Below are 21,299 nucleotides of genomic sequence, written 5' to 3' on the forward strand. Positions count from 1 at the left end.
ATCAGGGATCGGGAAAACGGAAGACGCCGGCGATGCGCCGCCGCCAGCCGGGCACCAGCGCCGAACGCACCACCGCCGCCTGTTCATAGGCGTGGATGAAATGCTGCGAACCGGCCAGAATGCCGAGATGCTTGGCGGCGGCATCGGCCCGCCAGCGGAACAGCAGCAGGTCTCCCGACCTTGCCTCTTCCAGGCCCGACACCGCCGGAAAATGGCGTTTAGCCGCCGCCATCAGCCGGTCCTCGCCGCCGCGTTCGGCCCAATCGGGCGCATAGGGCGGCGGCAATTCCGGTTCGTGGCCGTAAAGGTCCCGCCAGATGCCGCGAATGAGGCCGAGGCAATCGCAGCCGACACCCTTCAACGAGGCCTGATGCCGATAGGGCGTGCCGATCCAGCCTTCGGCGAGCGCCAGCACTCTTTCGCCGGGATCGCTCATGAAAACAGTGCCCCGCCGTCATGGCTCTCGCCGCCCGCCGCATAGGAATAGGCGAAATCCGCCCCCGGCAGATGCGGAAAGCCCCGAAAATTCAGATGATTGGCGAATTTCGCCCGGCAGGTGGCAAAGCTCTTGTCACAGCCGGCGGTGACGGAAAACGCATCTCCCGGCAAAGGCGGCTGTTCCGGCGGCAGCCAGAAGGACAGAAGAACGCCACCGTCACGCCGCTCCTGCCCGTCGAGATCGAACCCCTTGCCGGCGAGCGGGCCGGTCAGAAAACGCAGCTTCCCCCGGCTGAAAAAACCGTCGGCAAAGGCATCGAGCCCGGAAACGAGCAGGCCGCCCGAGGCGTCCACCGCCGCCACGCGCCCATGCCCGGCAAAGCGCGCCAGATCGACACTGCAACGCCTGTCGCCAAGGGCGGCGTCGCAGCGCCGCCCATAGACCCTGCCCTGCGGCTGGCCGAGGCGATGGGCAAGACTGCGCAGCTCGGCGCGAAACGCCCCGCCGGCCCGCGTCACCTCGCCAATCTCGCGCCTGTTCAGCAGCACATGCTGGTCAGGCGCCTGCCAGTTGACGAGGAAAAGCTCCACCCTCGCCCCATCGAAACGCCCGGCGGCCAGATCGCCCTCCGCAATCGCCTCGCTCGAAAAACCGCCGGCCACCTCCCCGGCGCCTGCGCCCAGCCCCGTTTCGCCGTCGCTATCGCTGGCCGAAAAGCCGCTGGCGGCAAGGTAGGAGGTGCCGGCAAACGATATCGCCTCGTCATGATCGGTAAAACCGATCATCGCACCGTCCTTCAGTGTCACCTTCCAGCAATGGCATGTGGTCGTCGCATCTTGCCCGAGATGCCCGGCAAGGGCGGCGGGAATGGTTTTCATGGCAGGATTTCCATCAGTGGAATGGAGGGAATACGGCCCGCCTCGAAAGCGGTCAGGTTCACGTCGATACGGTCGATCCCGAAGCGGACCGGCACGTCGAATTCGAAACCGGCGCGGATCGCGGCGCCGGCGGGCGGCACCCGCCCCGCACGGAACACGATCATGCCGGTTACATGATCGACCGCCACCTCAGCCGCTTCGACCTTCACCCCCTCGACCGAAACCATGACCGAACCTTCGACCGGTTTTTCTATCCGCCGCACGAAGGAGCCGCCCGCATCGGCATAGGTCTTCCGCAACTGAAAACCCGCTGTCACGCCGTCGCCGGTGCCGATCCTCTGATCGGTCGCGGCGGGCGTCTCTCCCGGCGGGCAGGATTTGAAATCCACCGGGTCGCGAAAACGAAAGCCGTAAAGTTCGCCGCGTCGCGCCTCGAAAAAGGCGAGCACCTCATAAAGATCGGCGACGGAGCGGATACCGGATCCGGCGTCATAACTGCGTCTGGCGTTCCTCCAACGCTGATTGCGGCTTTCGCGGCCATTGGACAGGTTGACGATGTCCGTCCGCCGCACCGGCCCGCCGCTCACCCCGAGTGCGAGCCGCAGCGGAAACCGCACTTCATGAAATGCCGCCATGTCATTGTTCCTGGATTCTTTTCGATGGTCTTGAAACGTGGGAGGACGCGCGTGCGTCACAATCCGCGCTGGCCGCGCCCGACGCTGCGCGCCAGCATGGCCGCGATCTGGCCTTCGCTTTTCCGAAAGCTCGCAGCATCCGTCGCCGTCACGTTAAAGACGATCTGCGCCCCGCCACCGCCGGACGGTGCGGCAACGCCGAGAGCGCCATCCGAACCGCGCTTCAGCGGCAGGATCGCTTCCGCCCCCGCCTCGCCCATCAGACCAAGCCCGCCGCCCATCGGAAAAAAGGCGGGGCTGGAAACGACGCCGCCATCGGCAAAGGGCGTGATGCTGCGTCCCGGCACACCGCCATCGGCAAAAGCGAACAGCGAACCGCCGCCGTTCAACAGCCCGCTGACGGCATTGCCGATCAGGCCCTCAAGCGGTTTCAGACCGGCCGAGAGTGCGATGCCGGACAGCCGCTGCCCCAACCCGCGCAACACATCGTCCAGCCCTTTGCCGCCCGCCGTCGCCGCCTGCAGGGCCGAGCTCAGGGCCGCCCCGAACCGCTCGGACCGGCGCTCAAGATCGCCCATCGCCTCGGACAGCGCCTCCGCCTCTTCCCGGTTCTCGGCCATTGATCCTTCGCCCGCCATCGCGCTTGCCTTTCTGATTCAACTGGGGAATGCATGGTGCTGAAACAGCTCTCAAAAACCGCTGCTTCAACCCACACTCTTTTAAAACCCAACTTCTTGGGTTATGGTTCTCATGGTCACGGTTCTCCGCCAGCATGGCATGCGTTTTGTCATCTACACTGCCGATCACGAGCCGCCGCATGCTCATGTTTATGGAGAGGGTGAAGCCCGTATCGACATCGTCAGCCTCGTCGTTCTCACGCAGGGCGGCATGTCGGACCGGGATGTGCGGCGCGCCGTCGCCGTCATCGAGGAAAACCGGAAGCTGTTTATGGAAACCTGGAGACGATATCATGGTTGAGGTCAGCGATGCCGAACTCGCCGCCGCCAAGGAACGCTGGCAAAAAGAGCGCGCCGAGCGCCCCATTCCGGTTTCCGTGCGTTTCGAAACGGCCTCGGCCCGTGTCATCGTCGATTTCGCCAACGGCGCCTGCTTCATGTTTCCCGCGCGGGCGCTCGAAGGCTTGCAGGACGCGACCGCCGAACAGCTTGCGGATGTCGAACTGCTCGGCGAGACGGGTCTGCATTGGGGAACCCTCGATGTCGATTATACGATCAGCGGCCTGATGAACGGTATTTTCGGCAGCCGCACATTCATGGAAACGCAGCGCAAGGGCGGGCAATCCCGCTCTCCGGCCAAGGCAGCAGCCAGTCGCGCGAACGGTGCCAAGGGCGGCCGCCCACGAAAAATGCCCTGACGCCGTCACCCATCGGGAAACCGCCGCATCATCGCCTCCATCGCCTGACGGTCGGGGCCGCGGAGAACGGCGTTGCCGCCCGTCATCGCGAAGAATTCCCGCGGGGTCAGCCGCCAGAAGGTTTCGGAGGAGAGCCGCAGCAGGCAGAAGCCGGCATGGATCGCCGCCTCCCAGGGGAACGGGCGCGGCGTCGCTTCGCCTGCTGCGGCGCTCAAGGGTCCGGTGGCGCCTCGCCTTTCAGGCCGCCGAAGGTGGCAGTCAGAAGATCGGCGACGATGGCGGCATGGCCGGCAATGCCGCCTTCCACCGTGGCGGCGGCCACATCCTCGTCGGAAAAGACATTGCCCGCGCCGCGCAGGCCCGCGCCGATCACCCTTACCATGTCGACCGCCTTCATGCGGCCGCTCGCGAAACGTTCGGCGAGCGCGGTGAGGTCGTCGGCTGCAAAGGCGGTTTCGAGTTCGGCGAGAGCGCCGAGCGTCAGGCAGAGAACGCGCCTTTCGCCGTCGATCAGCGCCTCGATCTCGCCGCGATGGCGGTTCGCCCGCCCGTAACGCAGACGCTCAGCCATCACAGCGCTCCGAATGTGAGAAGACCGGCCGATTCCAGCGCGATCTCGAATTGCACCTCGCCATCGTGACGGCCGGAATATTCGAGCGCCACGATCTGGAACGGCCCGGTAACGATGCCGAAACCGGGAATGACGATCTGCCAGCCGGGAATGCTGCCCGCAAAAAATGCGCCGCGCACCAGCGCATCGCTCGCCTGATCCTTGAAGATGCCGGAGGCCGTGAGCGATGCCCGCTGCACGCCGGCGCCGGCAAGAAGCTCCCGCCAGCGCCCCGCACTTTCGGCATCCGTCACATCGACCGCCTGGGCATTGAAGGCCAGCCGCTTTGTCCTCAGCCCCGCGACGGTTGCATAGGAACCGGCATTGTCGATCTTCAGCAGCAGGTCCTTGCCCTTCTGCGCCACCATGTTGTTTCCTTTCGTCTCGATTGCTGTTGCGGGGTCGCGAAGGGCCTGCTACCAAAAGCGTTCCTGCACCTCGCACCCCGCGATCTCACCATGTCCGACGCTGCCCCCCTGACGTCTCGCGCGCGCCTTATCGGCGTGCTTGCAGTCGGGCAGATCGTGAGCTGGGGTAGCGGTTTCGATATGCTGGCCGTCCTCGGGCCACGGATCGGTAAGGAACTGGCCATCACCAACGGCGTGGTTTTCGCCGGCCTCACGATCATGATGACCATCAGCGCCCTGTGCGGCCCGCTGCTTGGAAGAATGCTGATGCGCCACGGCGCGGCGCCGGTGCTGGCGGCCGGTTCGGTATTCTTCGCGGCCGGCTTTGCCGTGCTCGCCCTCGCGGGCGGGGCAATGAGCTATCTCTTGGGTTGGGCCGTGATGGGTTTTGCCGCCACCTGCGGCCTGACGACGGCAGCCCATGCGGCCGTGGTGGAACGTGTGGGCGCGGAAAGCGGCCGGCTTTTGACGCTGCTGATGCTGTTCACCGGGCTTTCGGCGGCGGTTTTCCTGCCGGTCACCACCATTGCCGATCAGCATCTCGGCTGGCGCGGCACGCTTGCCGCCTATGCCTGTCTGCAAATCTTCATCCTGCTGCCGCTTTATCTTTTCGTGCTTCCCGGCCGTCCGGCCCGAAAAGAGGCAAAGCCGAAAGAAGAGACGGCGATGTCGCCCTCACCGGTCGATACGCGGCGCGCCTTCGTGCTGCTGGCCGCCATGACGACGATCAGCGCGTTTACGACCTTCGGCCTGTCACCGCTTCTGCCGCTGCTTCTGGTTCAGGCCGGCGCAACGCAATCGCTTGCGGTGCAACTGGCATCGGCACGCAGCGTGCTTGCGATTACGGCGCGCGGGCTGGATTTTCTGCTCGGGAAGCACGGAAACCCCTTCCTCACCGCCATGATCGGCTTCTGTTTGCTGCTCTTTTCCCTGCTGCTGTTGCTCGCCTTTGCTCCGGCCATGCCTGCCTTCATCGGCTTCATCGTTTTCTTCGGCTTTGGCGCCGGCGTGCTCACCGTCAGCCGGGCCGTGTTGCCGCTCGCGGTATTTTCCCCGGAAGAATATGGGCTTCAGGCCGCGCGCATCTCCCTGCCGCAGAACCTCGCCATTGCCGTGGCGCCGGTCATCTTCACCGTGGCGCTGGATCGCGGCGGCGTATCCGCCATGCTCACCATCGCCTCCGTGCTAATCGGCATTTCGTTTCTGCTGCTGATCGTTCTGTGGAAAACCGTGCGCAGGCAGGGTTCCTGAAACGGCGCTACTCCGTCACCGCCCTGAAGCGCATCTCCGCGATGAAATTCCGTGTCTTCGCCTCGCGCCGCGAGCGGCTGGAGAGAAGATGCAGATTGACGAGAGAAACGCCGGCAATCGGCAGCGCCGCATCATCGAGCAGGATCTTCACCCTTTCGACGATTTCGCCGGCACCCCTGCGGCCATTGGCATCGCTCCATATCTGCAGCGACAGAAAATGCTCCTCGGCTCTTTCCGTCGCCGTCGAATAGTCCCGGCTTTCGAGATCGTCGATAACGATGCACGGCAGAAGCGCGCGCGGCAGAAGCCGGTCGACGATGCCGCCGGGGACAAGCGCTGTCAGCGCTGCATCGCTACCAAGCCTTGCGAAAATCGCCTGAAGAAATGCGTTGGCAGCGCTCATCGGCTTTCCTCCTCGCAGCGGCACACGATGAAGCGACGCGTCTCATCCGGGTCCATCACCGCCCGGATCGCCAGAATGCGGCGGCCCTTGCGAAAGCGCATGCCGGCGGCGATGTCGGCGCGGTAAGCCAGCCAGACGCGATGGGTAATCGTCACGCCCTCGGCCGAGGCCCGTTCATGCGATGCCTCCGAAACGGGTTCGATCGCAGCCCAGAGCGACCGCAGGAAATTCCAGCTTTCCGCAGCACCGCCCTGCCCGTCCGGCGTTTCGGTCCGCACGTCCAGTTCCAGCCGCGCCGTCAACCTGCCGGGATCGAGAAAAACAAGGTTCATCTCTCAAAGCCCCAGACGGCAGAAAGGCGCCACCAGCCGCTCGTAACCGGCGGGAATGGCGGCGGGCTGGTTTTCCGCGGCGACCGCGCCGCGAAATGCGAACATCTGCGCCACATGCATCAGCATGGCGCGTTTCAGCGTGTCGGGCACATCGGTTCCCGCTTCGCCATAGCCGGCAATGAAATCGATCTCGATGCCGTTCATCGCTTTTCCGGGGGCCGGCGGATCGCGCAGCCACAGCCTTGCCGGCCGCGCCGCGCCATCGAGCAATTTTTCCACGGCGGTGATGTCCGCCGAGCGACCCTCACCGTCAAAAACCAGTATAGTTTCGATGGCTTGCACCGGTGTCCTGCCAATCGGAATCACGCCGTTCTCAGGCCACCGGTCGAGGTAAAACCGCCAGGTCTGGCGGATGAGGCAAAGCCCGGTCGTACGTTCCAGATGCTCGCGAGCGGTGCGGATGAGCGCGGCAAGAAGCGCATCCTCATCGCCGCTATCGAGACGCAGATGCGCCTTCACCTCGGCAAGCGTCAGCGGCTCCGCCTGCGGCGGATGAATGAGGGCATAGGTCATGGGATCTCCGGACGAAAGGTAGTCGCATTAGCGAGCGGGCACCGCTTGTTTCTTCTCCCCGAGGGGGAGAAGTCCGCGGCAGCGGGATGAGGGGGCAAGGGTAGATGTGTTCGGAGAGCTTGCCCCCTCATCTGCCCCTTCGGGGCATCTTCTCCCCGGCGGGGAGAAGAAAGGGCGGTCAATTCACCCCGAATTTCACCAGCTTGATCGCCTCGAAATTCTGCACGCCGCCGCCCACGCGTTTGGTGGTGTAGAACAGCACGTAGGGTTTGGCCGAATAGGGATCGCGCAGGATGCGCACCCCGGTACGGTCGACGACGAGATAGCCGGCGCGGAAATCGCCAAAGGCGATGGCGAAGCTGTTGGCCGCCACATTCGGCATGTCCTCCGCCTCCGTCACCGGAAAGCCCATCAGCGAGGCCGGCTGGCCGGCAGCGGCGGGCGGATGCCACAGATAGGCGCCGCTGGTATCCTTGAAGCGGCGCAGCGCCCCTTGCGTCTTGCGGTTCATCAGGAAGGTTCCGTTCTGGCGGTGGCCGGCCTTCAGCGCATAGACGGCATCGAGCAGCACATCCATCGGCCCGGCGGAGGCGAATCCGGCCGAAACGCCGGTCGCGACATAACCGATATTGCCCCAGCTCCAGCCATCATTGGCGACGGCCGCATAGGAGAGGAAACCCTTGGGCTTATTCGCGCCATCGCCGGCAATAAAGGCGGCGGCCTCCTGTTCGGCGAAAGCGATATCTACTTCGGAAGCGATCCAGGCTTCGATATCGACTGCCGCATCATCCAGCAGGCCCTGTGTCGCCGCCGGCATGGCGTAAAGCTCCATGGTCGGGAACGAAAGCTCGGCAAGCTGCGGCGTTGCCGTTTGCGGACGCGCCGCCGTTTCGGAAACCCAGCCGGTCGTCATGCCGCCGGGCGAGAAGGGTTTCTTCAGCACGGCGGCGGAAACCTGCCGGACGGTCGCCAGCGCACGGATCGGCGAAATCGCCGTCATGCGCCGGCCGATCTCGCCATCGGTTTCGTTCGGCAGCAGAAAACCGCCATCGGCCCCGGTCGAACCGGCAAAGGCCTTGGCCTCCAGATCGCGCAACGCGCCCTCCTCGCCGCGACGGATATAGGCCTCGAAAGCGGCCTTGTGCTCTTCGGCATCGTGGGAAAGCGCATCCTTGCGGCCAAGCGCGGGACGCGCTTTCTTGAGCGCCAGATCGTCCATGATCCGGCGGTTGTCGTCGAGCGCCCTGTCGATGCGGTCGAGCTTGTCGCGGGTCACGACATCCGCGCCCATCTTGCGCTCGATATCGGCAAGCCGCTGGTCGTTGGTCTCGCGAAAGGCCTCGAAGGCCTCCATGAACTCATCGAAGGCCGCCGTCACCGTATCGGGCACGGCCTTCACCTGCGGCGCGACGGTCATCGGGGCCGGTTTCGTCATCTGGTCTGTCATGTCGTTTCCTTGTTGGTGATTGTCCGGAAGTCAGCGTTTGGGTGTCGTGTCGAACAGCGCGCGGGCGGCCCGGCGCATGGTGCGCACCAGCTCGGTCTCGCGGTCGCGGAAGAAGCGGGCATGCTTGACGTCGGAAACGCGCGCCGAGGGCAGCATCGGGAAGGTCACGACCGAGATTTCCCAGAGGTCGGCTTCCAGGATGCGCCGGACGCCGTGGCTCGCCGCCTTGCCGGAACGGACGGTGCGAAAGCCGATGGACAGCCCGTCCAGCGCCCCGGTCTTCATCAGCGAATGCACCTCGCGGGAGCGGGCGACGCCGGGGGCGAGAACGCCCTCGACATAAAGGCCGCGCTCGTCCTCGCGGATGGTGCGCCAGGCGCCGATGGGCTCGGCCGGATCGTGCTGGTAGAGCATGCGGATGCCGGGTGCGCCACGCTCTTCGATGGAGCGGCGGAAAGCGCCGCGCTCGATGACATCCTGACCGAGATCGACCTCGCCGAAGACGCTGGCATAACCGGAAAAGGTGCCATCGCTGGTAATGCCGCGCAGTTCCAGATTGGCGAATTTGCGCGTGGCGGGACGCGGCCCGCGATAAACGTGCATGGAAAACTCCTGCGATGTGAAGGAAGTGTCAGGCGCGCGGGCGCGCACCGTAACGGTCGGCAATGCGCACCAGCACGCCCAGCCCCCACCACGCGCCCATGCTGGCGGCGGCGGAACCCGCCACCATGATTTCCCGGCCCGAAAGCGCGCCGGCGATATCGAGCTGCTGCACGATCCACAGGCCAATAGGCCCGCCGAAGATCATGCCGCAGGAAACGCCGGTGATGAAACGGCTCGCGGCCTCGCGTCTGCTTTTCGGCAGGAGATAAACGAGCGACACACCCGCGCCCGCCACGGCGCCGGTGATGCGGGCGGCCCAGATGCCGGCCTCATTGGCGAATTCAGACATGGGTAATCATTCCGTTCTAGGATGTGGTTATCGGGCGGACGCGCCGCGTAGCACGCAGGCGCTTTTTGCGCGCCTGCGCCGGGCGATTTTGCGAGTCTTCGGAATCGCTTGGGCGGAAGAGCTCACAAAGAGAGTCCGCTTCTTCAGAAAATGATTGAACAGGAAACCGGGGTTTCGATCCCGCCGGGGCGGCGATCAATAACCGACGGCTTCGCGCTTTTCCTCGTCGCTCAGGAACGAGGCCGCGCCGATGCGTGCCCAGAGCGCATCCCGCTCGCCGGCAAGCCCGGCAATCCTGTCGAGATCGGGTTCGAGCCTCAGCCCAGAGCCGAAGACCGGAGAAAGCCAGCCGCAGAGCCTCGCCGCCGTGCGATAAACGAGCGGCAGGACGGTCAGGCGATAAAAGGCGCGGTTCGCCTCCTGGTAATTGGCATAGGTATTGTCGCCGGGAATGCCGATCAGCATCGGCGGCACGCCGAGCGAAAGCGCGATATCGCGCGCCGCCCCGTTGCGGGCCTCGAGAAAATCCATGTCGCGCGGCGAAAGACCCATGGCCTTCCAGTCCAGCCCGCCTTCCAGAAGCAAAGGCCGGCCGGCATTCATCGCCCCCTGATAGCCTTCCTCCAGCTCACGCTTCAGCCGCTCATATTGTTCGGTGGAGAGATTGCCGCCCTCCTTCGGCTGGTAGACCAGTGCGCCGGACGGCCGGGCGGAATTGTCGAGCAGGCGCTTGTTCCACTGGCTTGCGGCATTGTGCAGATCGAGCGCGGCCCCTGCGGAGGCGAGCGGCGCAAAACCCGCCCGGTCATCCAGCGGATGGAAAAGTTTCAGATGCAGCAGCCCCAGCCCGTCGCGCTCGGCGGCGATGCGCCGGGAGGCGCGGCCCTCGGCTCGGTAATCATAGGCCACCGGCCACCCATCCGGCCCCTCGACGATGCTGACCCGGTCGGGCCGCAGAAGATGCAGCTCGCGCAGCCGCCCGCCCACCATCAGCGGCTCGATATAGGCATTTCCGGCGAGCATGAGGTGGCCATAAAGCGCCTCGAAGAAATCCGGCCCGCCCATATGGGCGCCCGGTTTTAAAAGCAGCGCCAGGAGCGGATGATCGGCGAGTTCCTCTTCGCCATCATAAAGCAGCCAGCTGACGGAAGCCGAGGTCTCCGCCACCATGCGGGCGGCCCGGTGCGCCACCGGGTTTTTCATGAAACCCTCGCGAGCAAGTGCGGCATAGGACCGGCCCGACCAGAAGGCCTGCCCGCCCTGCACGGCAACCGCCATGAAGCCATCGGCCATTTTCCGGCTTTCAGGCACGGCTCTGCCATCCGCCGGGCGCAGCCACGGCAGGGAAAAGGGAAATCGCATGGAGTTGTCCTTGTTTTGATGGCGCGCGGCGTCGAGTCCTGCGGCGTCGCCCGCGTGGGGCTTTCACCGAAGGGTAGACGCTGAAATTTCTGACGACGTCCTGAAAGCTCTCTTTCGTCATGCTCGGGCCTGTCCCGAGCATCTGCAACGTCTCGATTTTATTGGACGTGATCAGATCCTTGGGACAAGCCCAAGGATGACGTCGCGCGTGAGGCACCCTGTCCGCACAGCGGCAATATCTCGCGCCAACTTCGGCGAAACCGGACGTTTACCGGATCGGCGCTTTCACCGCCGTATCGCTGTCGAAATCGGCGGCAACGCGGGTTTCGCGCAGCGGCTTTACCGTGCGGGTCGAGAGGTCATAAGCCGGATCGGCCTTATAAGCGGCGAGCGCCGCCTCGTTTTCGAACTCGCCATAGACGATGAAATCGACCGAATTGCCCCATTGGTCCTTCTTCACGTTCTCGCCGATTTCCAGCTTCAGGGAATGCGGTATCGCGGTCAGGCCGGAAAGCCCCCTGCGCACGGCGTCGCGGTTTTCCTCGGGAACGGTGAAAAAGACGATATGGCGGATCACGGTGTCACCTGTCATGCAGAATTCGGAGGCAGCCTTTTCGGCACCGGGTAACGGGTTATCATCTGGCCCGCCCGGGTTCAATCCGCGCGGCGACAAGCGCGTGATGAAATGCGCGTCCGTAACCGCCCACCAACCGCGCCCGGTCGCTGCCATTGATGATGGCGCGGGCGCCGTCCCAATCCTCGCGCCTGTCGCTGAAGAAATCGGCGAGCCTGCGGCCGGTAAAACCGCCGCCCGCCATGCCGTGGATCAGGATCGCGGTGGCCACCTCCGCCTCCATGGCCCGTTCCGGCCGTTCCAAGAGATCGACGCCGGTCAGCGCCATCATGGCCTCGTAATTGCGCCGATGCGTCAGCTGCACGAAGCCGCGCCCCAGCCAGCTCTTACCCTCCGTGTCCGGCCGCCAATAGGGCTTGCGCACCATGGGCAGCCTGCCCGCCGCAAAGGCGCGGTCGAGCCTTGCCATCGCCTCGGCATCGCTCGCCGCCAATGTCTCGCGCACCGGCTGCATGGTCGCCGCCGTCTCGTGAAAGGCCGTCGCCAGCATATAGGCGAGCCAGCGCGGATCGCCGCCCGGCATCGACTTTTCAAATCCTGCCAGCATCGTTTTCGTGCCGGCAAGCTGGGCCGCGCGCAGGCGACCGCCGAAAATGGAAATCCGCGCCGACGCGAAGAATCGCGCCTCGTCATAGGCCATGATGGCTCCTGAAAATGATGGGCAATGCGACGCCCGGTTTTTCCACATGCAGGCCGCCGGAACTAAATCGATTTGAAAAAACCTTAATCGATTTTAATCCGCGCCCCGGGGTTTTGGGGTAAAAAATTCCTTGAATTTCGGAACCTTAGCGCGCTAACTCCATTCACCGCGCAATCCTGCAGCGTTAACCATTCAAGGAGGAATGCCACCATGACAGCGACAATCCCCCAGACCGTTTATGACCGTCTCGAAAACGAGTGGCGCCAGATGCGTGAAACCGGCTCCCAGCCGAAACCGGCTCAATCCCCGAAGAAATAATATCCGTCAGACGCCCGAAACGGGCGTTGACGGCGCCTCACTTTTCTTCTCCCCGGCGGGGAGAAGAAACCGCGGGCATCCGCTCGACGGGTAATTGGCTCTCCTTCGTGGGAGCCAATAATCAGCCAACTCACATCCCCCGGACTTTCGGTTCACTCACCACCATCGTCGTCAGCGCCGTGATCGCCCAGACGAGCGCATCCAGCCTGTCCGGCGAACGCCCGGAGGATAGGCCGTCAGGCCCGAAATCCGTCATCTGGTCTTCCAGCTTTTCAAACCGCGCGGCGTGGCGCACCCTGCCCTGTTCGTAGAGTGCCGCAACCGGCTCAGCGCGGGTGAACTTGCCGCGGCTCGCCCGCACCAGTGTCAGCGGCAGGTTGGCATCGATGCTCTGCAGCATGGCGCGCACCATCTCGCCGCCCTGATTGACCTCCGCCACCACCCGGTCCGCCTCGTGGCGACGAAAGGCGGCGACCACGGCGCGGGCCCAGCCGGCCGGCGTTTCGCCTTCCACCGAACAATCCGCCAGCACGTTAAGACGCCCGGACATGCCAAGCCCCGCCACGACGATGCCGCAGCAGGAATGTTCACCGACGCCGACGGGCGGGTCTACCGCCACCACGATCCGCGCCAGCGGTTCATGCGCCGCTTCGATAATCGCTTCCAGATCGGCGCGTTTCCACAGCGCGCCCTCCCGCTCGTCGATCAATTCACCGCCGATTTCCTGACGCCCCAGCCGCGTGCCACCGTAACGGTCCTGCATGGCTTTGAGAAAACCGGGCGAGAGATTGCGCGCATTCATGGCCGTCGGCATCCGCGCCACCCGTGTCGCGGGATCGGCGAGAAGCGCCTTCAGCAAAGGAATGGGCCGTGGCGTGGTGGTCACCAGTTGCCGGGGCGTTTCACCCAGACGCAGGCCGAATTGCAGCATGTCCCAGGTTTCCTGCGGATACTTCCATTTGCCCAGCTCATCCGCCCAGGCCATGTGGAATTGCGGGCCACGCAGACTTTCCGGGTCTTCCGAAGAAAACACCTGCGCCATCGCGCCATTCGGCCAGAGGAGCCGCCGGCGCGATACCTCGAAGGCGGGGCGATGGCGGCGGGCGATGCGGCAGATGCCGGAAATGCCGTCGATCATCACCTCCCGGGCGTCACCCAGCGTTTCTGCCACGAGCGCGATGCGCAAATCCGACTGCTTGCCGGCGGATGCGACACGATGCACCCATTCCGCCCCGGCGCGGGTCTTGCCGGAACCGCGCCCCCCGATCAGCAACCATGTTCGCCAGTCGCCCTCCGGCGGCTGCTGCGGCAGGTTGCCGATGAAACGCCAGTCACGCAGGAGGTTGAAGACCTGCGCCGGCAGATGGGGTCCGGTTGGCATATCCGTCATGTGTCGGCTTCTGCGGATGGGCTGCGGGCGAGATCGGCCTCCATCTTCGCGCGGCATTTCTGTTCAGCCAGTTCGTCGATGCGGTTGAGGAAATGCGCCACCGCCGCTTCGTAGTCCCCGGCCCCGGTTTCGTCTTCGCTGAAAAGAGCTTCCCTTTCTTCCGCCAGCACCCGTTGCAAAGCGTCGATCCGCTCCAGCGTGCGGACGATCAGCGAAAGCTGGTCCGTCGCAGCCTTCACATCGGCGCGCGCCAGCTTGCCCGAAGCATCCTCCGCCGTCGCCAGAAAGGCGGCTTCGCTCGCCTGGCGGAGATTGCGGTACAGACAGAACTGCTCGCGCATCTCCTCCGTCAGCTCGTTCAGCAATTGCCGCAGGCTGCCGTTGCGCGCCGCATCTTCGGCGGCCAGCCTGTCGGCCCGCGACTTCGTCTCCGGTGCGGCTTCAAGCGCGTCCTCAGCCGCATAGGCGGGCGTTTCCGGCCAGACGCCGTAGAGCGCCGGATCGCAATTGCTGGACATTGTCATGGGATTGGCCTGCGAGAGAAATGGCAGCGATTACGGTTATGCGACGGAACATCTTTTTCCCGTCATTCCGGCCCTGAGCCGGAATCCAGCCAGCCCAAGTCATTGGGCTGAAAAAGTCTTTTCGCCGCGCAGACGCGCGCCGGCTGGATGCCGGGTCAAGCCCGGCATGACGAGGAGAAGGGCTCTGGCCCAGAGAGCAAAACTGGACGGCGGTTGGATGGGCAACAATATGGCACCGACTATGAGGGAAGCTTGCCATCAAACCGGAGACAACCCTTTGGACCGTGCGCCGTCTTCAGCCGCAAATCTCCGACCGTAGCCAAACACTATCAAACCACCGTCACGCTGTAAAGGATTATTTTCCTATCTTTATGATTTTTATCCTGCCCGCAGGATTTGCACCCTCGTCCGTCACATATTACACTCCGCACCACGCGGTGAGTACAAGGGGCAAGTCAAGTTGGTGAAACAATGGGTTGAGCGGTTGTTTGCAGGTCTTTCGGCAACCGGCATCGTCTTCGGCACTATCCTGTTCTGTGCTTCGCTCACGCCCTCGCTCCTGCCGCGCACATGGCTGATGCAGGGGGTGCTGTGCGGCTTTTCCTTCGCCATCGGTTATCTGATCGGTGTCGCTTTGCACGCCATCTGGGCCTATCTGGAGCTGCCTGAACCTTCACGCCACAATGCGCGCGGCATTCGTTTTCTCATTGCGCTCGCCGCCGCCATCACGGCCATCGCGTTTTTATGGCAGGCGAAGGACTGGCAGAATTCCATCCGCGTCTTGATGGAGCTCGATCCGCTGCCGAGCGCCCACCCCACCAAGACCGGCGGCCTTGCGGTGCTGGTCGCCGCCATCCTCATCGGCGCCGGCCGGCTGTTCCAGCTTATCCGCCGGTTCTTTGCTGCGCGCAGCCGCCATTTCCTGCCGCGCCGCCTTGCCAATGTGCTCGGTATCGCGGTGGCGATCATCATCTCCTGGATGCTGCTCAATGGGCTGATCTTCGATATCGGCCTCAGATTTGCCGATTCCTCGCTGAAACAGGTGGATGCGCTGATCGAACCCGACGTCCCGCGCCCGTCAGATGCGCTCAAGACCGGCAGCAGCGCCTCGCTGATGACATGGGAATCGCTCGGGCGACGCGGGCGTGAATTCGTCGCCGAAGGCCCGGCGGCCACAGAAATATCCGCCTTCACCCATCGCCCGGCAAAGGAGCCGCTCAGGGTCTATGCGGGCCTCAACTCGGCGTCGACGCCGGAAGAAAGAGCGGCCTTGGCGCTGGAGGAGCTGAAACGGGTCGGCGGTTTCGAGCGCAAGGTGCTTCTGGTGGTCATTCCCACCGGCACCGGGTGGATCGACCCGGAAGCGCTCGATACGGTCGAATATCTGCATGACGGCGATATCGCCAGCGTCGCCGTGCAATATTCCTATCTCTCGAGCTGGATCGCGCTGCTGACGGAGCCGGATTACGGTGTCGAGACGGCGCGCGCGTTGTTCGAGGCCGTCTACGGTTACTGGACCACGCTGCCGAAGGAAACGCGGCCGAAGCTTTATCTGCATGGCCTCAGCCTCGGTTCGCTCAACTCGCAAAAATCCTCGGATCTCTACGATGTGCTCTCCGATCCGTTTCAGGGTGCGCTGTGGAGCGGACCGCCCTTTTCCAGCCCGACATGGCGCATGGCCACCAATGGCCGGGTGAAGGGCACGCCGGAATGGCTGCCGCGTTTCCGTGATTCGTCCGTCATCCGCTTCGCCAACCAATATACGACCGCGCATATGCCCGATGCGAAATGGGGACCAATGCGGATCGTCTATCTGCAATATGCCAGCGACCCGATTACCTTCTTCGAGGCCGCCTCGCTTTACCGGCGGCCGCAATGGATGGCGCATCACGGGCCTGACGTTTCCACATTCTTCCGCTGGTTCCCGGTCGTCACCCTGCTGCAGCTCGGCCTCGATGTCGCCGCCGCAACCACCGCGCCCATCGGTTATGGCCATGTCTATGCGCCGGAACATTACATCGATGCATGGACGGAAGTAACCGCGCCAGGCGGCTGGAACCCCGAGGAGATCCAGCGGCTGAAGATGTTCTTCAAGGCCCGCCGCGGCTCCACCGATCCGGCGTAAACGCAGCGGGCTCGCTTTGAGCCTCAGCCCTTCAGCCGGTCCAGATTGTCGGCGATATAGGTCTCGAGTGAACGCGGCGCATAGCCGGTGAGCGTTTCGACATCGCCGGTCACCACCGCTGTCCAGCCTTCACGCACGGGATAAAAGATCGAAGCGAGGAAGGAGGCGTAGTCCTGCGGCACGCCCGCACCGGTGAGGATGCCGATGAAGACCTCATCCGAAACGGCGGCGTAGGACACCGGCTTGCCGATCGCCTGCGATATCAGCGCGGCCGCTTCGCCGTAACCGAAGGCCTTCGGACCTGTCAGGTTGAAAGCCTTGCCGTTAAAGGCGTCAGAGGTCAGGGCGGCGGCGGCGCTGTCGGCAATATCGCGGACGTCGATGAAGCTCGACTTGCCCTCGCCGGCCGGCACGGCGATCTGACCGTGGTCGATGCCGGCCTTCCAGTAGCTGTGGAAATTATCGGCAAACCAGTTGGGGCGCAGGATGACGTAAGGCGTGCCCGAAGCGATGATCTTCAGCTCGATCTGGCGATAGGGAATGGAATCGTCGGCATCGACGCCGAGGACGCTGAGGAACACGATCTTCACCTTGCGGCGCACCGCCTCCTCGACCACAGGCGTCAGCGCGTCGATGGCATCCAGACGCCCGCCCGCAAGGAGAAGGAACAGACGGTCAACGCCGTCGAAGGCATCCGCATAAGTCGCTGCGTCGGTATAATCGAAACGCACCCCTTCCACGCCGCCCGTGGCCTTGCCGCTACGCGACGCGGCCTTCACGCTTTCCCCCCTGGAAAGCAGCGTTTTCACCAGCGGCGTGCCGATGGTGCCGGTGGAACCGATTACGAGTATCTTGCCTGTCATCTCAAATCTCCGTAGTATCTAATGGAAACCATGTTTCGAAAACACAGGTACTGCGTTTGCGAAATCATGAAAAGAGAGCACTTTTCGGTTATCTGGTTTCCTTTCGGAAACCGGTATGGCCCTGAAACGACGGAACAAACCCATGGAACGTATCTATGACGTCTATGAAGACCGCTGCCCCACCCGCATGGTGCTGGACAGGATTGCCGACAAATGGGCGCTGCTGATCCTCGACCGGCTGCGGGTGGAAGCGGTGCGCTTCAATCTGCTGCGGCGGGAGATCAAGGGCATTTCGCAGAAAGTCCTGTCGCAGACGCTGAAGAAGCTCGAGCGTGACGGGCTGATTTCCCGCCAGGCCTTTCCGACGGTTCCTGTCACCGTCGAATATTCGCTGACGCCGCTGGGACGCACGCTGACGGACACGGTGGCGGCGCTTGCCCATTGGGCGGAGGGAAATATCGACGCGGTGATGGCGGCGCAGAGAGCTTATGATGAGAGGGCGGTGGTTTAGATCGAGGCGCGGCATAGCCATGCGCCCCTCATTCCTGTGCTCGTCACAGGAATCCAGCCAGCCCAAGTTCTTGGGCTGAAAGGACTTTCCTCGCCGCGCAGACGCGCGTCGGCTGGATCCCTGTGGCAAGCACAGGGATGAGGGAGAGAGCGTCCGGAATAACAGTCCGCGCTGCGCATGCTGCGCGCGGCATCCCCTACCGCGAAATCCGCGTCGATAGAATGATCGACGACAGTGTGCGCTCCACGCCGTCAAGCGCGCCGATCCTGTCGATCAACCGGTCGAGATCGAGGATCGAAGGTGCGGCCAGAATGGCGATGAGGTCGAAGGTGCCGCTCACCGAATGCAGCGTCGTCACCTCCTTGATGGCGGCAAGGGCCGCCGTGACACCGGGCAGCGCCTTCGGCCCGATGGTAATAAGCACATGGGCGCGCACCAGCCCGGAAAGATAGCTTTCCGAAAGCCTGAGGCCATAACCCGCGATCACCCCGTCCGCCTCCAGCCGCTCGATGCGGGCCTGCACCGTGGTGCGCGAGAGGCCGAGTTTGCGCGCCAGCTCCGCCACCGGCATGCGGGCATTTTCGGAAAGCAGGGCGAGCAGCGCCCGGTCCTTGTCGGCAATCGTCATAGTGACCAATCCTGTCGTCTTATTGCCTAATATTAACCCGCTATCCGCACATCGTGAAGCTGCGAATCGTCAATGAAAACTGGCATTCTGTTTTTGAAGCGCATCCGCGCTGACACATTTGCATTCACTGCGGGGAACAAAACATGAAAAACATTGTCGTCATCGGCGCGGGCAATATCGGTTCGGCCATCGCCTGGATGCTGGCCGCCACCGGCGATTATCGCATCACCGTCGCAGACCGTTCGGCCGATCAGCTGGCCAATGTGCCGGCGCATGAACGGGTCGATACCGAAATCGTCGACATTACCGACCGTCCCGCTCTGGAAGCACTGCTGAAAGGCAAATTCGCCGTTCTATCCGCCGCCCCCTTCCACCTGACGGCGGGCATTGCCGAAGCGGCCGTTACCGTCGGCACGCATTATCTCGATCTCACCGAAGACGTCGAATCCACCCGCAAGGTCAAGGCCTTGGCAGAAACGGCCGAGACGGCGCTCATTCCGCAATGCGGCCTCGCGCCCGGCTTCATCTCCATCGTCGCTGCCGATCTCGCCGCCAAGTTCGACAAGCTGGACAGCGTGAGGATGCGCGTCGGCGCTCTGCCGCAATATCCGTCCAATGCGCTCAATTACAACCTCACCTGGAGCACGGACGGGCTGATCAACGAATATATCGAGCCCTGCGAAGCGATCGTCGAAGGCCGCCTTACCGCCGTTCCGGCGCTGGAGGAACGTGAGGAATTTTCGCTCGACGGCGTTACCTACGAGGCGTTCAACACCTCGGGCGGTCTCGGCACGCTCTGCGCCACGCTGGAAGGCAAGGTGCGGACGATGAATTACCGCACCATCCGTTATCCCGGCCATGTGGCGATCATGAAGGCGCTCTTGAACGACCTCAACCTGCGCAATCGCCGCGATGTGCTGAAGGACCTGTTCGAAAACGCCCTGCCCGGCACCATGCAGGATGTGGTCATAGTCTTCGTCACCGTCTGCGGCACCCGCAACGGCCGTTTCCTGCAGGAAACCTATGCCAACAAGGTCTATGCCGGCCCGGTTTCCGGCCGGATGATGAGCGCCATCCAGATCACCACCGCCGCCGGCATCTGCACGGTTCTCGATCTGCTCGCCGAAGGCGCCCTGCCGCAGAAGGGCTTCGTGCGACAGGAGGAAGTGGCGCTATCGAAATTCCTCGAAAACCGGTTCGGCCACTATTATGGCGCGCATGAGCCGCTGGCCCGGGTTGGGTGACTTGAGGGCACAGCATCGCCGCCGGTTTCTTCTCCCCGCCGGGGAGAAGGTGGCCCGAAGGGTCGGATGAGGGGGCGACGCCAGCGATGGATCGCACCCTTGCCCCCTCATCCCGCTGCCGCGACCTTCTCCCCCTCGGGGAGAAGGCGAAACAGGCACTCGCTCGCTCCGGCGTTGCGGATCAGCGCTACGCTTACGTCCCGCAAAACGTCCTGAACACCCGCTCATGGCTCATCGGCGGCTGCATATAGACGAAATTGTCCGGCCGCTCCTCGAAAGGCGTCGCGATTGCCCTCAGCATGGCGTGGAAGGGCTCGAAATCCCCCTCTCCCACCGCTGCCTCTATCAGTTCCTCGATGCGGTGGTTGCGCGGGATGATGGCGGGATTGACGGAGAGCATCGCCGCTGATCGTTCGGAATCGAAAATCCCCTCGCGGCCGGCTCTTTCCCGCCAGCGCGCCAGAAATTCGTCCGCCCCGGCAATATCGATGAACATGCCACGAAACGGTTCGGCATCGCCATTGGCCGCATGGGAAAGACGACGGAAGGTCAGCGTATAATCCGCTTCCGATGCCTGCATCAGCGCCAGAAGCGCCTGCACCAGATCGATGTCGCCCTCTTCCTCCAGCGTCAGGCCAAGCTTTTCGCGCATGCCGGTAAGCCAGCGTTTGGGAAAGGCGGCGGCGAAATCGGCGAGAACGGCATTGGCGAGTTCGGCGGCTTTTTCCACCTGCGGATCGAGCAGCGATAACAGGCATTCCGCCAGCCTTGCAATGTTCCATTGCGCAATGCCCGGCTGGTTGTTGAAGGCGTAACGGCCCTGCGCATCGATGGAGGAAAAGACCTTGTTGGGGTGATATTCATCGAGGAAGGCGCAGGGGCCGAAATCGATGGTTTCGCCTGACACCGCCATATTGTCGGTATTCATCACGCCATGGATGAAGCCCACCATCATCCAGCGGGCGATGAGGTCGCATTGCCGTTGCGCTATGCCTTGCAGCAGGGCGAGATAGGGATTGTCTGCCTCTTTCGCCTCGGGATAATGACGGTCGATCACATAGTCAGCGAGGTTTCTGATCCCTTCCTCATCCTCGCGCGCGGCGAAGAACTGGAACGTGCCGACACGGATATGGCTTGCCGCAACGCGGGTGAAAACACCGCCCGGCAGGCCGACTTCGCGCTGCACCCTTTCGCCGGAGAGGACAGCCGCCAGCGCCCGCGTGGCAGGAATGCCGAGCGCAAACATCGCCTCCGACACGATATATTCGCGCAGCACCGGGCCAAGGGCCGCGCGCCCGTCGCCCCGGCGCGAAAACGGCGTCGGGCCGGAGCCCTTGAGCTGGATATCGCGGCGCTTGCCGTTCCTGTCGATCACCTCGCCGAGCAGAATGGCACGGCCATCGCCGAGCTGCGGCACGAAACCACCGAACTGGTGGCCGGCATAGACCATGGCCAGCGGTTCGGCCCCCTGCGGCACGACATTGCCGGAAAAGATCGCCGCCAGCCTTTCATCGTCAAGGCGGGCCAAATCGAGAAGGAGTTCATCGGCCAGCCCACGATTGAAGGCGATGAGCCGCGGCGCCTTCACCGGCGTCGGCAGCACGGCGGCGCTGAACCGTTCCGGCAGGCGGGCATAGGAATTGTCGAATTTCATCACGGGTAAACTCCCTGCTTTGCCCCTATATGGGGCCGGAAGGCGACGGATGCGAGCGATAAATGCCCAACCTGCGCGATCGCCTCATTCAATTTTGCGCAATG

At 63.5% G+C, this 21,299-nt stretch carries 27 protein-coding genes; 6 read left to right on the forward strand and 21 right to left on the reverse strand.

The window, feature by feature from the left end; genetic code table 11:
• Position 1: 1 nt before the first annotated feature.
• From ACQZ40_RS12270 to ACQZ40_RS12285, 4 genes are read right to left on the reverse strand one after another with little or no spacing between them, the layout of a single operon-like run.
• A complete protein-coding gene (locus tag ACQZ40_RS12270; protein ID WP_125144626.1) occupies positions 2-436 on the reverse strand; it encodes a C40 family peptidase in 435 nt (144 codons plus the stop codon).
• Positions 433-1,317 (reverse strand): DUF2163 domain-containing protein, encoded by an 885-nt coding sequence (locus tag ACQZ40_RS12275; protein WP_448748037.1) that lies wholly within the window; start codon positions 1,315-1,317, stop codon positions 433-435. Before ACQZ40_RS12275 ends, ACQZ40_RS12270 begins: the two co-directional genes overlap by 4 nt.
• Positions 1,314-1,952: a TIGR02217 family protein gene (locus tag ACQZ40_RS12280; RefSeq protein ID WP_078054257.1), complete on the reverse strand. Its 639-nt coding sequence runs from the start codon at positions 1,950-1,952 to the stop codon at positions 1,314-1,316. Before ACQZ40_RS12280 ends, ACQZ40_RS12275 begins: the two co-directional genes overlap by 4 nt.
• A 56-nt stretch (positions 1,953-2,008) precedes the next feature.
• A complete protein-coding gene (locus ACQZ40_RS12285) occupies positions 2,009-2,590 on the reverse strand; it encodes a phage tail tape measure protein (protein WP_448748038.1) in 582 nt (193 codons plus the stop codon).
• Between the two features lie 112 nt (positions 2,591-2,702).
• Between ACQZ40_RS12285 and ACQZ40_RS12290 the strand changes: the two genes are divergently transcribed.
• Together ACQZ40_RS12290 and ACQZ40_RS12295 are read left to right on the forward strand one after the other, a co-directional pair.
• Positions 2,703-2,930 (forward strand): DUF4160 domain-containing protein, encoded by a 228-nt coding sequence (locus tag ACQZ40_RS12290; RefSeq protein ID WP_031233366.1) that lies wholly within the window; start codon positions 2,703-2,705, stop codon positions 2,928-2,930.
• Positions 2,923-3,327 (forward strand): DUF2442 domain-containing protein, encoded by a 405-nt coding sequence (locus ACQZ40_RS12295; protein WP_448748039.1) that lies wholly within the window; start codon positions 2,923-2,925, stop codon positions 3,325-3,327. Before ACQZ40_RS12290 ends, ACQZ40_RS12295 begins: the two co-directional genes overlap by 8 nt.
• A 5-nt stretch (positions 3,328-3,332) precedes the next feature.
• On the opposite strand, the gene ACQZ40_RS12300 is transcribed toward ACQZ40_RS12295, so the two are convergent.
• The 3 genes from ACQZ40_RS12300 to ACQZ40_RS12310 are packed head-to-tail and all read right to left on the reverse strand — an operon-like array spanning position 3,333 to position 4,305.
• Positions 3,333-3,542, reverse strand: coding sequence for a rcc01693 family protein (locus tag ACQZ40_RS12300; protein WP_142846191.1), 210 nt, complete (start codon positions 3,540-3,542; stop codon positions 3,333-3,335).
• Entirely contained in the window at positions 3,539-3,898 is a 360-nt protein-coding gene (locus ACQZ40_RS12305) for a gene transfer agent family protein (RefSeq protein WP_174038952.1), read from the reverse strand. The genes ACQZ40_RS12300 and ACQZ40_RS12305 overlap by 4 nt, the downstream gene beginning before the upstream one ends.
• The gene (locus tag ACQZ40_RS12310; protein ID WP_003521219.1) at positions 3,898-4,305 is read right to left on the reverse strand and encodes a phage major tail protein, TP901-1 family; all 408 of its coding nucleotides are present in this window, start codon (positions 4,303-4,305) and stop codon (positions 3,898-3,900) included. Before ACQZ40_RS12310 ends, ACQZ40_RS12305 begins: the two co-directional genes overlap by 1 nt.
• A gap of 90 nt (positions 4,306-4,395) precedes the next feature.
• On the opposite strand from ACQZ40_RS12310, the gene ACQZ40_RS12315 reads away from it, so the two are divergent.
• Positions 4,396-5,595, forward strand: coding sequence for an MFS transporter (locus ACQZ40_RS12315; RefSeq protein WP_448748040.1), 1,200 nt, complete (start codon positions 4,396-4,398; stop codon positions 5,593-5,595).
• Between the two features lie 7 nt (positions 5,596-5,602).
• Here the strand turns inward: ACQZ40_RS12315 and ACQZ40_RS12320 are convergent, their stop codons facing one another.
• From ACQZ40_RS12320 to ACQZ40_RS12370, 11 genes are all read right to left on the reverse strand, one after another.
• Positions 5,603-5,998, reverse strand: coding sequence for a DUF3168 domain-containing protein (locus tag ACQZ40_RS12320; protein ID WP_078054262.1), 396 nt, complete (start codon positions 5,996-5,998; stop codon positions 5,603-5,605).
• The gene (locus tag ACQZ40_RS12325; protein ID WP_142846185.1) at positions 5,995-6,330 is read right to left on the reverse strand and encodes a phage head closure protein; all 336 of its coding nucleotides are present in this window, start codon (positions 6,328-6,330) and stop codon (positions 5,995-5,997) included. Before ACQZ40_RS12325 ends, ACQZ40_RS12320 begins: the two co-directional genes overlap by 4 nt.
• Before the next feature lie 3 nt (positions 6,331-6,333).
• Entirely contained in the window at positions 6,334-6,903 is a 570-nt protein-coding gene (locus ACQZ40_RS12330) for a head-tail connector protein (protein ID WP_448748041.1), read from the reverse strand.
• A 178-nt stretch (positions 6,904-7,081) separates the two neighbouring features.
• Entirely contained in the window at positions 7,082-8,350 is a 1,269-nt protein-coding gene (locus ACQZ40_RS12335; protein WP_078054265.1) for a phage major capsid protein, read from the reverse strand.
• Positions 8,351-8,380: 30 nt separating this feature from the next.
• Positions 8,381-8,953 carry an HK97 family phage prohead protease gene (locus tag ACQZ40_RS12340; protein ID WP_448748042.1) on the reverse strand — a complete coding sequence of 191 codons (573 nt, stop codon included), beginning with the start codon at positions 8,951-8,953 and terminating at the stop codon, positions 8,381-8,383.
• A 28-nt stretch (positions 8,954-8,981) separates the two neighbouring features.
• The gene (locus tag ACQZ40_RS12345) at positions 8,982-9,302 is read right to left on the reverse strand and encodes a DUF6107 family protein (protein ID WP_003521211.1); all 321 of its coding nucleotides are present in this window, start codon (positions 9,300-9,302) and stop codon (positions 8,982-8,984) included.
• A 195-nt stretch (positions 9,303-9,497) separates the two neighbouring features.
• Positions 9,498-10,664 carry a phage portal protein gene (locus ACQZ40_RS12350; protein WP_078054266.1) on the reverse strand — a complete coding sequence of 389 codons (1,167 nt, stop codon included), beginning with the start codon at positions 10,662-10,664 and terminating at the stop codon, positions 9,498-9,500.
• 268 nt (positions 10,665-10,932) lie between these two features.
• Positions 10,933-11,241: a Dabb family protein gene (locus tag ACQZ40_RS12355; protein ID WP_003522330.1), complete on the reverse strand. Its 309-nt coding sequence runs from the start codon at positions 11,239-11,241 to the stop codon at positions 10,933-10,935.
• A 58-nt stretch (positions 11,242-11,299) separates the two neighbouring features.
• The gene (locus ACQZ40_RS12360) at positions 11,300-11,938 is read right to left on the reverse strand and encodes a hypothetical protein (protein ID WP_448748043.1); all 639 of its coding nucleotides are present in this window, start codon (positions 11,936-11,938) and stop codon (positions 11,300-11,302) included.
• A gap of 448 nt (positions 11,939-12,386) precedes the next feature.
• On the reverse strand, positions 12,387-13,646 hold the full coding sequence (locus ACQZ40_RS12365) for a DNA-packaging protein (RefSeq protein WP_448748044.1): 1,260 nt from the start codon (positions 13,644-13,646) through the stop codon (positions 12,387-12,389).
• Entirely contained in the window at positions 13,643-14,170 is a 528-nt protein-coding gene (locus ACQZ40_RS12370; protein WP_448748045.1) for a hypothetical protein, read from the reverse strand. The genes ACQZ40_RS12365 and ACQZ40_RS12370 overlap by 4 nt, the downstream gene beginning before the upstream one ends.
• Positions 14,171-14,654: 484 nt before the next feature.
• On the opposite strand from ACQZ40_RS12370, the gene ACQZ40_RS12375 reads away from it, so the two are divergent.
• Positions 14,655-16,295: an alpha/beta hydrolase gene (locus ACQZ40_RS12375; RefSeq protein WP_448748068.1), complete on the forward strand. Its 1,641-nt coding sequence runs from the start codon at positions 14,655-14,657 to the stop codon at positions 16,293-16,295.
• A gap of 23 nt (positions 16,296-16,318) precedes the next feature.
• On the opposite strand, the gene ACQZ40_RS12380 is transcribed toward ACQZ40_RS12375, so the two are convergent.
• A complete protein-coding gene (locus tag ACQZ40_RS12380; RefSeq protein WP_448748046.1) occupies positions 16,319-17,158 on the reverse strand; it encodes an SDR family oxidoreductase in 840 nt (279 codons plus the stop codon).
• Between the two features lie 142 nt (positions 17,159-17,300).
• On the opposite strand from ACQZ40_RS12380, the gene ACQZ40_RS12385 reads away from it, so the two are divergent.
• A complete protein-coding gene (locus ACQZ40_RS12385) occupies positions 17,301-17,669 on the forward strand; it encodes a winged helix-turn-helix transcriptional regulator (RefSeq protein WP_142846671.1) in 369 nt (122 codons plus the stop codon).
• A 196-nt stretch (positions 17,670-17,865) separates the two neighbouring features.
• On the opposite strand, the gene ACQZ40_RS12390 is transcribed toward ACQZ40_RS12385, so the two are convergent.
• On the reverse strand, positions 17,866-18,297 hold the full coding sequence (locus ACQZ40_RS12390) for an Lrp/AsnC family transcriptional regulator (RefSeq protein ID WP_003522324.1): 432 nt from the start codon (positions 18,295-18,297) through the stop codon (positions 17,866-17,868).
• Positions 18,298-18,440: 143 nt separating this feature from the next.
• On the opposite strand from ACQZ40_RS12390, the gene ACQZ40_RS12395 reads away from it, so the two are divergent.
• Positions 18,441-19,541, forward strand: a complete 1,101-nt coding sequence (locus tag ACQZ40_RS12395; protein WP_104679346.1) for a saccharopine dehydrogenase family protein — start codon at positions 18,441-18,443, stop codon at positions 19,539-19,541.
• Positions 19,542-19,734: 193 nt separating this feature from the next.
• Here the strand turns inward: ACQZ40_RS12395 and ACQZ40_RS12400 are convergent, their stop codons facing one another.
• Entirely contained in the window at positions 19,735-21,195 is a 1,461-nt protein-coding gene (locus tag ACQZ40_RS12400; protein WP_448748069.1) for a protein adenylyltransferase SelO, read from the reverse strand.
• Positions 21,196-21,299: the final 104 nt, after the last annotated feature.

It is taken from the genome of Agrobacterium sp. 16-172Ci, from assembly GCF_053522725.1.

What these genes read in the sequence shown, in the direction of transcription:
- ACQZ40_RS12270 (WP_125144626.1), bottom strand. Translation starts at nt 436, where the DNA reads ATGAGCGATCCCGGCGAAAGAGTGCTGGCGCTCGCCGAAGGCTGGATC.
- ACQZ40_RS12275 (WP_448748037.1), bottom strand. Translation starts at nt 1,317, where the DNA reads ATGAAAACCATTCCCGCCGCCCTTGCCGGGCATCTCGGGCAAGATGCG.
- ACQZ40_RS12280 (WP_078054257.1), bottom strand. Translation starts at nt 1,952, where the DNA reads ATGGCGGCATTTCATGAAGTGCGGTTTCCGCTGCGGCTCGCACTCGGG.
- ACQZ40_RS12285 (WP_448748038.1), bottom strand. Translation starts at nt 2,590, where the DNA reads ATGGCGGGCGAAGGATCAATGGCCGAGAACCGGGAAGAGGCGGAGGCG.
- ACQZ40_RS12290 (WP_031233366.1), top strand. Translation starts at nt 2,703, where the DNA reads ATGGTCACGGTTCTCCGCCAGCATGGCATGCGTTTTGTCATCTACACT.
- ACQZ40_RS12295 (WP_448748039.1), top strand. Translation starts at nt 2,923, where the DNA reads ATGGTTGAGGTCAGCGATGCCGAACTCGCCGCCGCCAAGGAACGCTGG.
- ACQZ40_RS12305 (WP_174038952.1), bottom strand. Translation starts at nt 3,898, where the DNA reads ATGGCTGAGCGTCTGCGTTACGGGCGGGCGAACCGCCATCGCGGCGAG.
- ACQZ40_RS12310 (WP_003521219.1), bottom strand. Translation starts at nt 4,305, where the DNA reads ATGGTGGCGCAGAAGGGCAAGGACCTGCTGCTGAAGATCGACAATGCC.
- ACQZ40_RS12315 (WP_448748040.1), top strand. Translation starts at nt 4,396, where the DNA reads ATGTCCGACGCTGCCCCCCTGACGTCTCGCGCGCGCCTTATCGGCGTG.
- ACQZ40_RS12320 (WP_078054262.1), bottom strand. Translation starts at nt 5,998, where the DNA reads ATGAGCGCTGCCAACGCATTTCTTCAGGCGATTTTCGCAAGGCTTGGT.
- ACQZ40_RS12325 (WP_142846185.1), bottom strand. Translation starts at nt 6,330, where the DNA reads ATGAACCTTGTTTTTCTCGATCCCGGCAGGTTGACGGCGCGGCTGGAA.
- ACQZ40_RS12330 (WP_448748041.1), bottom strand. Translation starts at nt 6,903, where the DNA reads ATGACCTATGCCCTCATTCATCCGCCGCAGGCGGAGCCGCTGACGCTT.
- ACQZ40_RS12335 (WP_078054265.1), bottom strand. Translation starts at nt 8,350, where the DNA reads ATGACAGACCAGATGACGAAACCGGCCCCGATGACCGTCGCGCCGCAG.
- ACQZ40_RS12340 (WP_448748042.1), bottom strand. Translation starts at nt 8,953, where the DNA reads ATGCACGTTTATCGCGGGCCGCGTCCCGCCACGCGCAAATTCGCCAAT.
- ACQZ40_RS12345 (WP_003521211.1), bottom strand. Translation starts at nt 9,302, where the DNA reads ATGTCTGAATTCGCCAATGAGGCCGGCATCTGGGCCGCCCGCATCACC.
- ACQZ40_RS12350 (WP_078054266.1), bottom strand. Translation starts at nt 10,664, where the DNA reads ATGCGATTTCCCTTTTCCCTGCCGTGGCTGCGCCCGGCGGATGGCAGA.
- ACQZ40_RS12360 (WP_448748043.1), bottom strand. Translation starts at nt 11,938, where the DNA reads ATGGCCTATGACGAGGCGCGATTCTTCGCGTCGGCGCGGATTTCCATT.
- ACQZ40_RS12365 (WP_448748044.1), bottom strand. Translation starts at nt 13,646, where the DNA reads ATGACGGATATGCCAACCGGACCCCATCTGCCGGCGCAGGTCTTCAAC.
- ACQZ40_RS12370 (WP_448748045.1), bottom strand. Translation starts at nt 14,170, where the DNA reads ATGACAATGTCCAGCAATTGCGATCCGGCGCTCTACGGCGTCTGGCCG.
- ACQZ40_RS12380 (WP_448748046.1), bottom strand. Translation starts at nt 17,158, where the DNA reads ATGACAGGCAAGATACTCGTAATCGGTTCCACCGGCACCATCGGCACG.
- ACQZ40_RS12385 (WP_142846671.1), top strand. Translation starts at nt 17,301, where the DNA reads ATGGAACGTATCTATGACGTCTATGAAGACCGCTGCCCCACCCGCATG.
- ACQZ40_RS12390 (WP_003522324.1), bottom strand. Translation starts at nt 18,297, where the DNA reads ATGACGATTGCCGACAAGGACCGGGCGCTGCTCGCCCTGCTTTCCGAA.
- ACQZ40_RS12395 (WP_104679346.1), top strand. Translation starts at nt 18,441, where the DNA reads ATGAAAAACATTGTCGTCATCGGCGCGGGCAATATCGGTTCGGCCATC.
- ACQZ40_RS12400 (WP_448748069.1), bottom strand. Translation starts at nt 21,195, where the DNA reads ATGAAATTCGACAATTCCTATGCCCGCCTGCCGGAACGGTTCAGCGCC.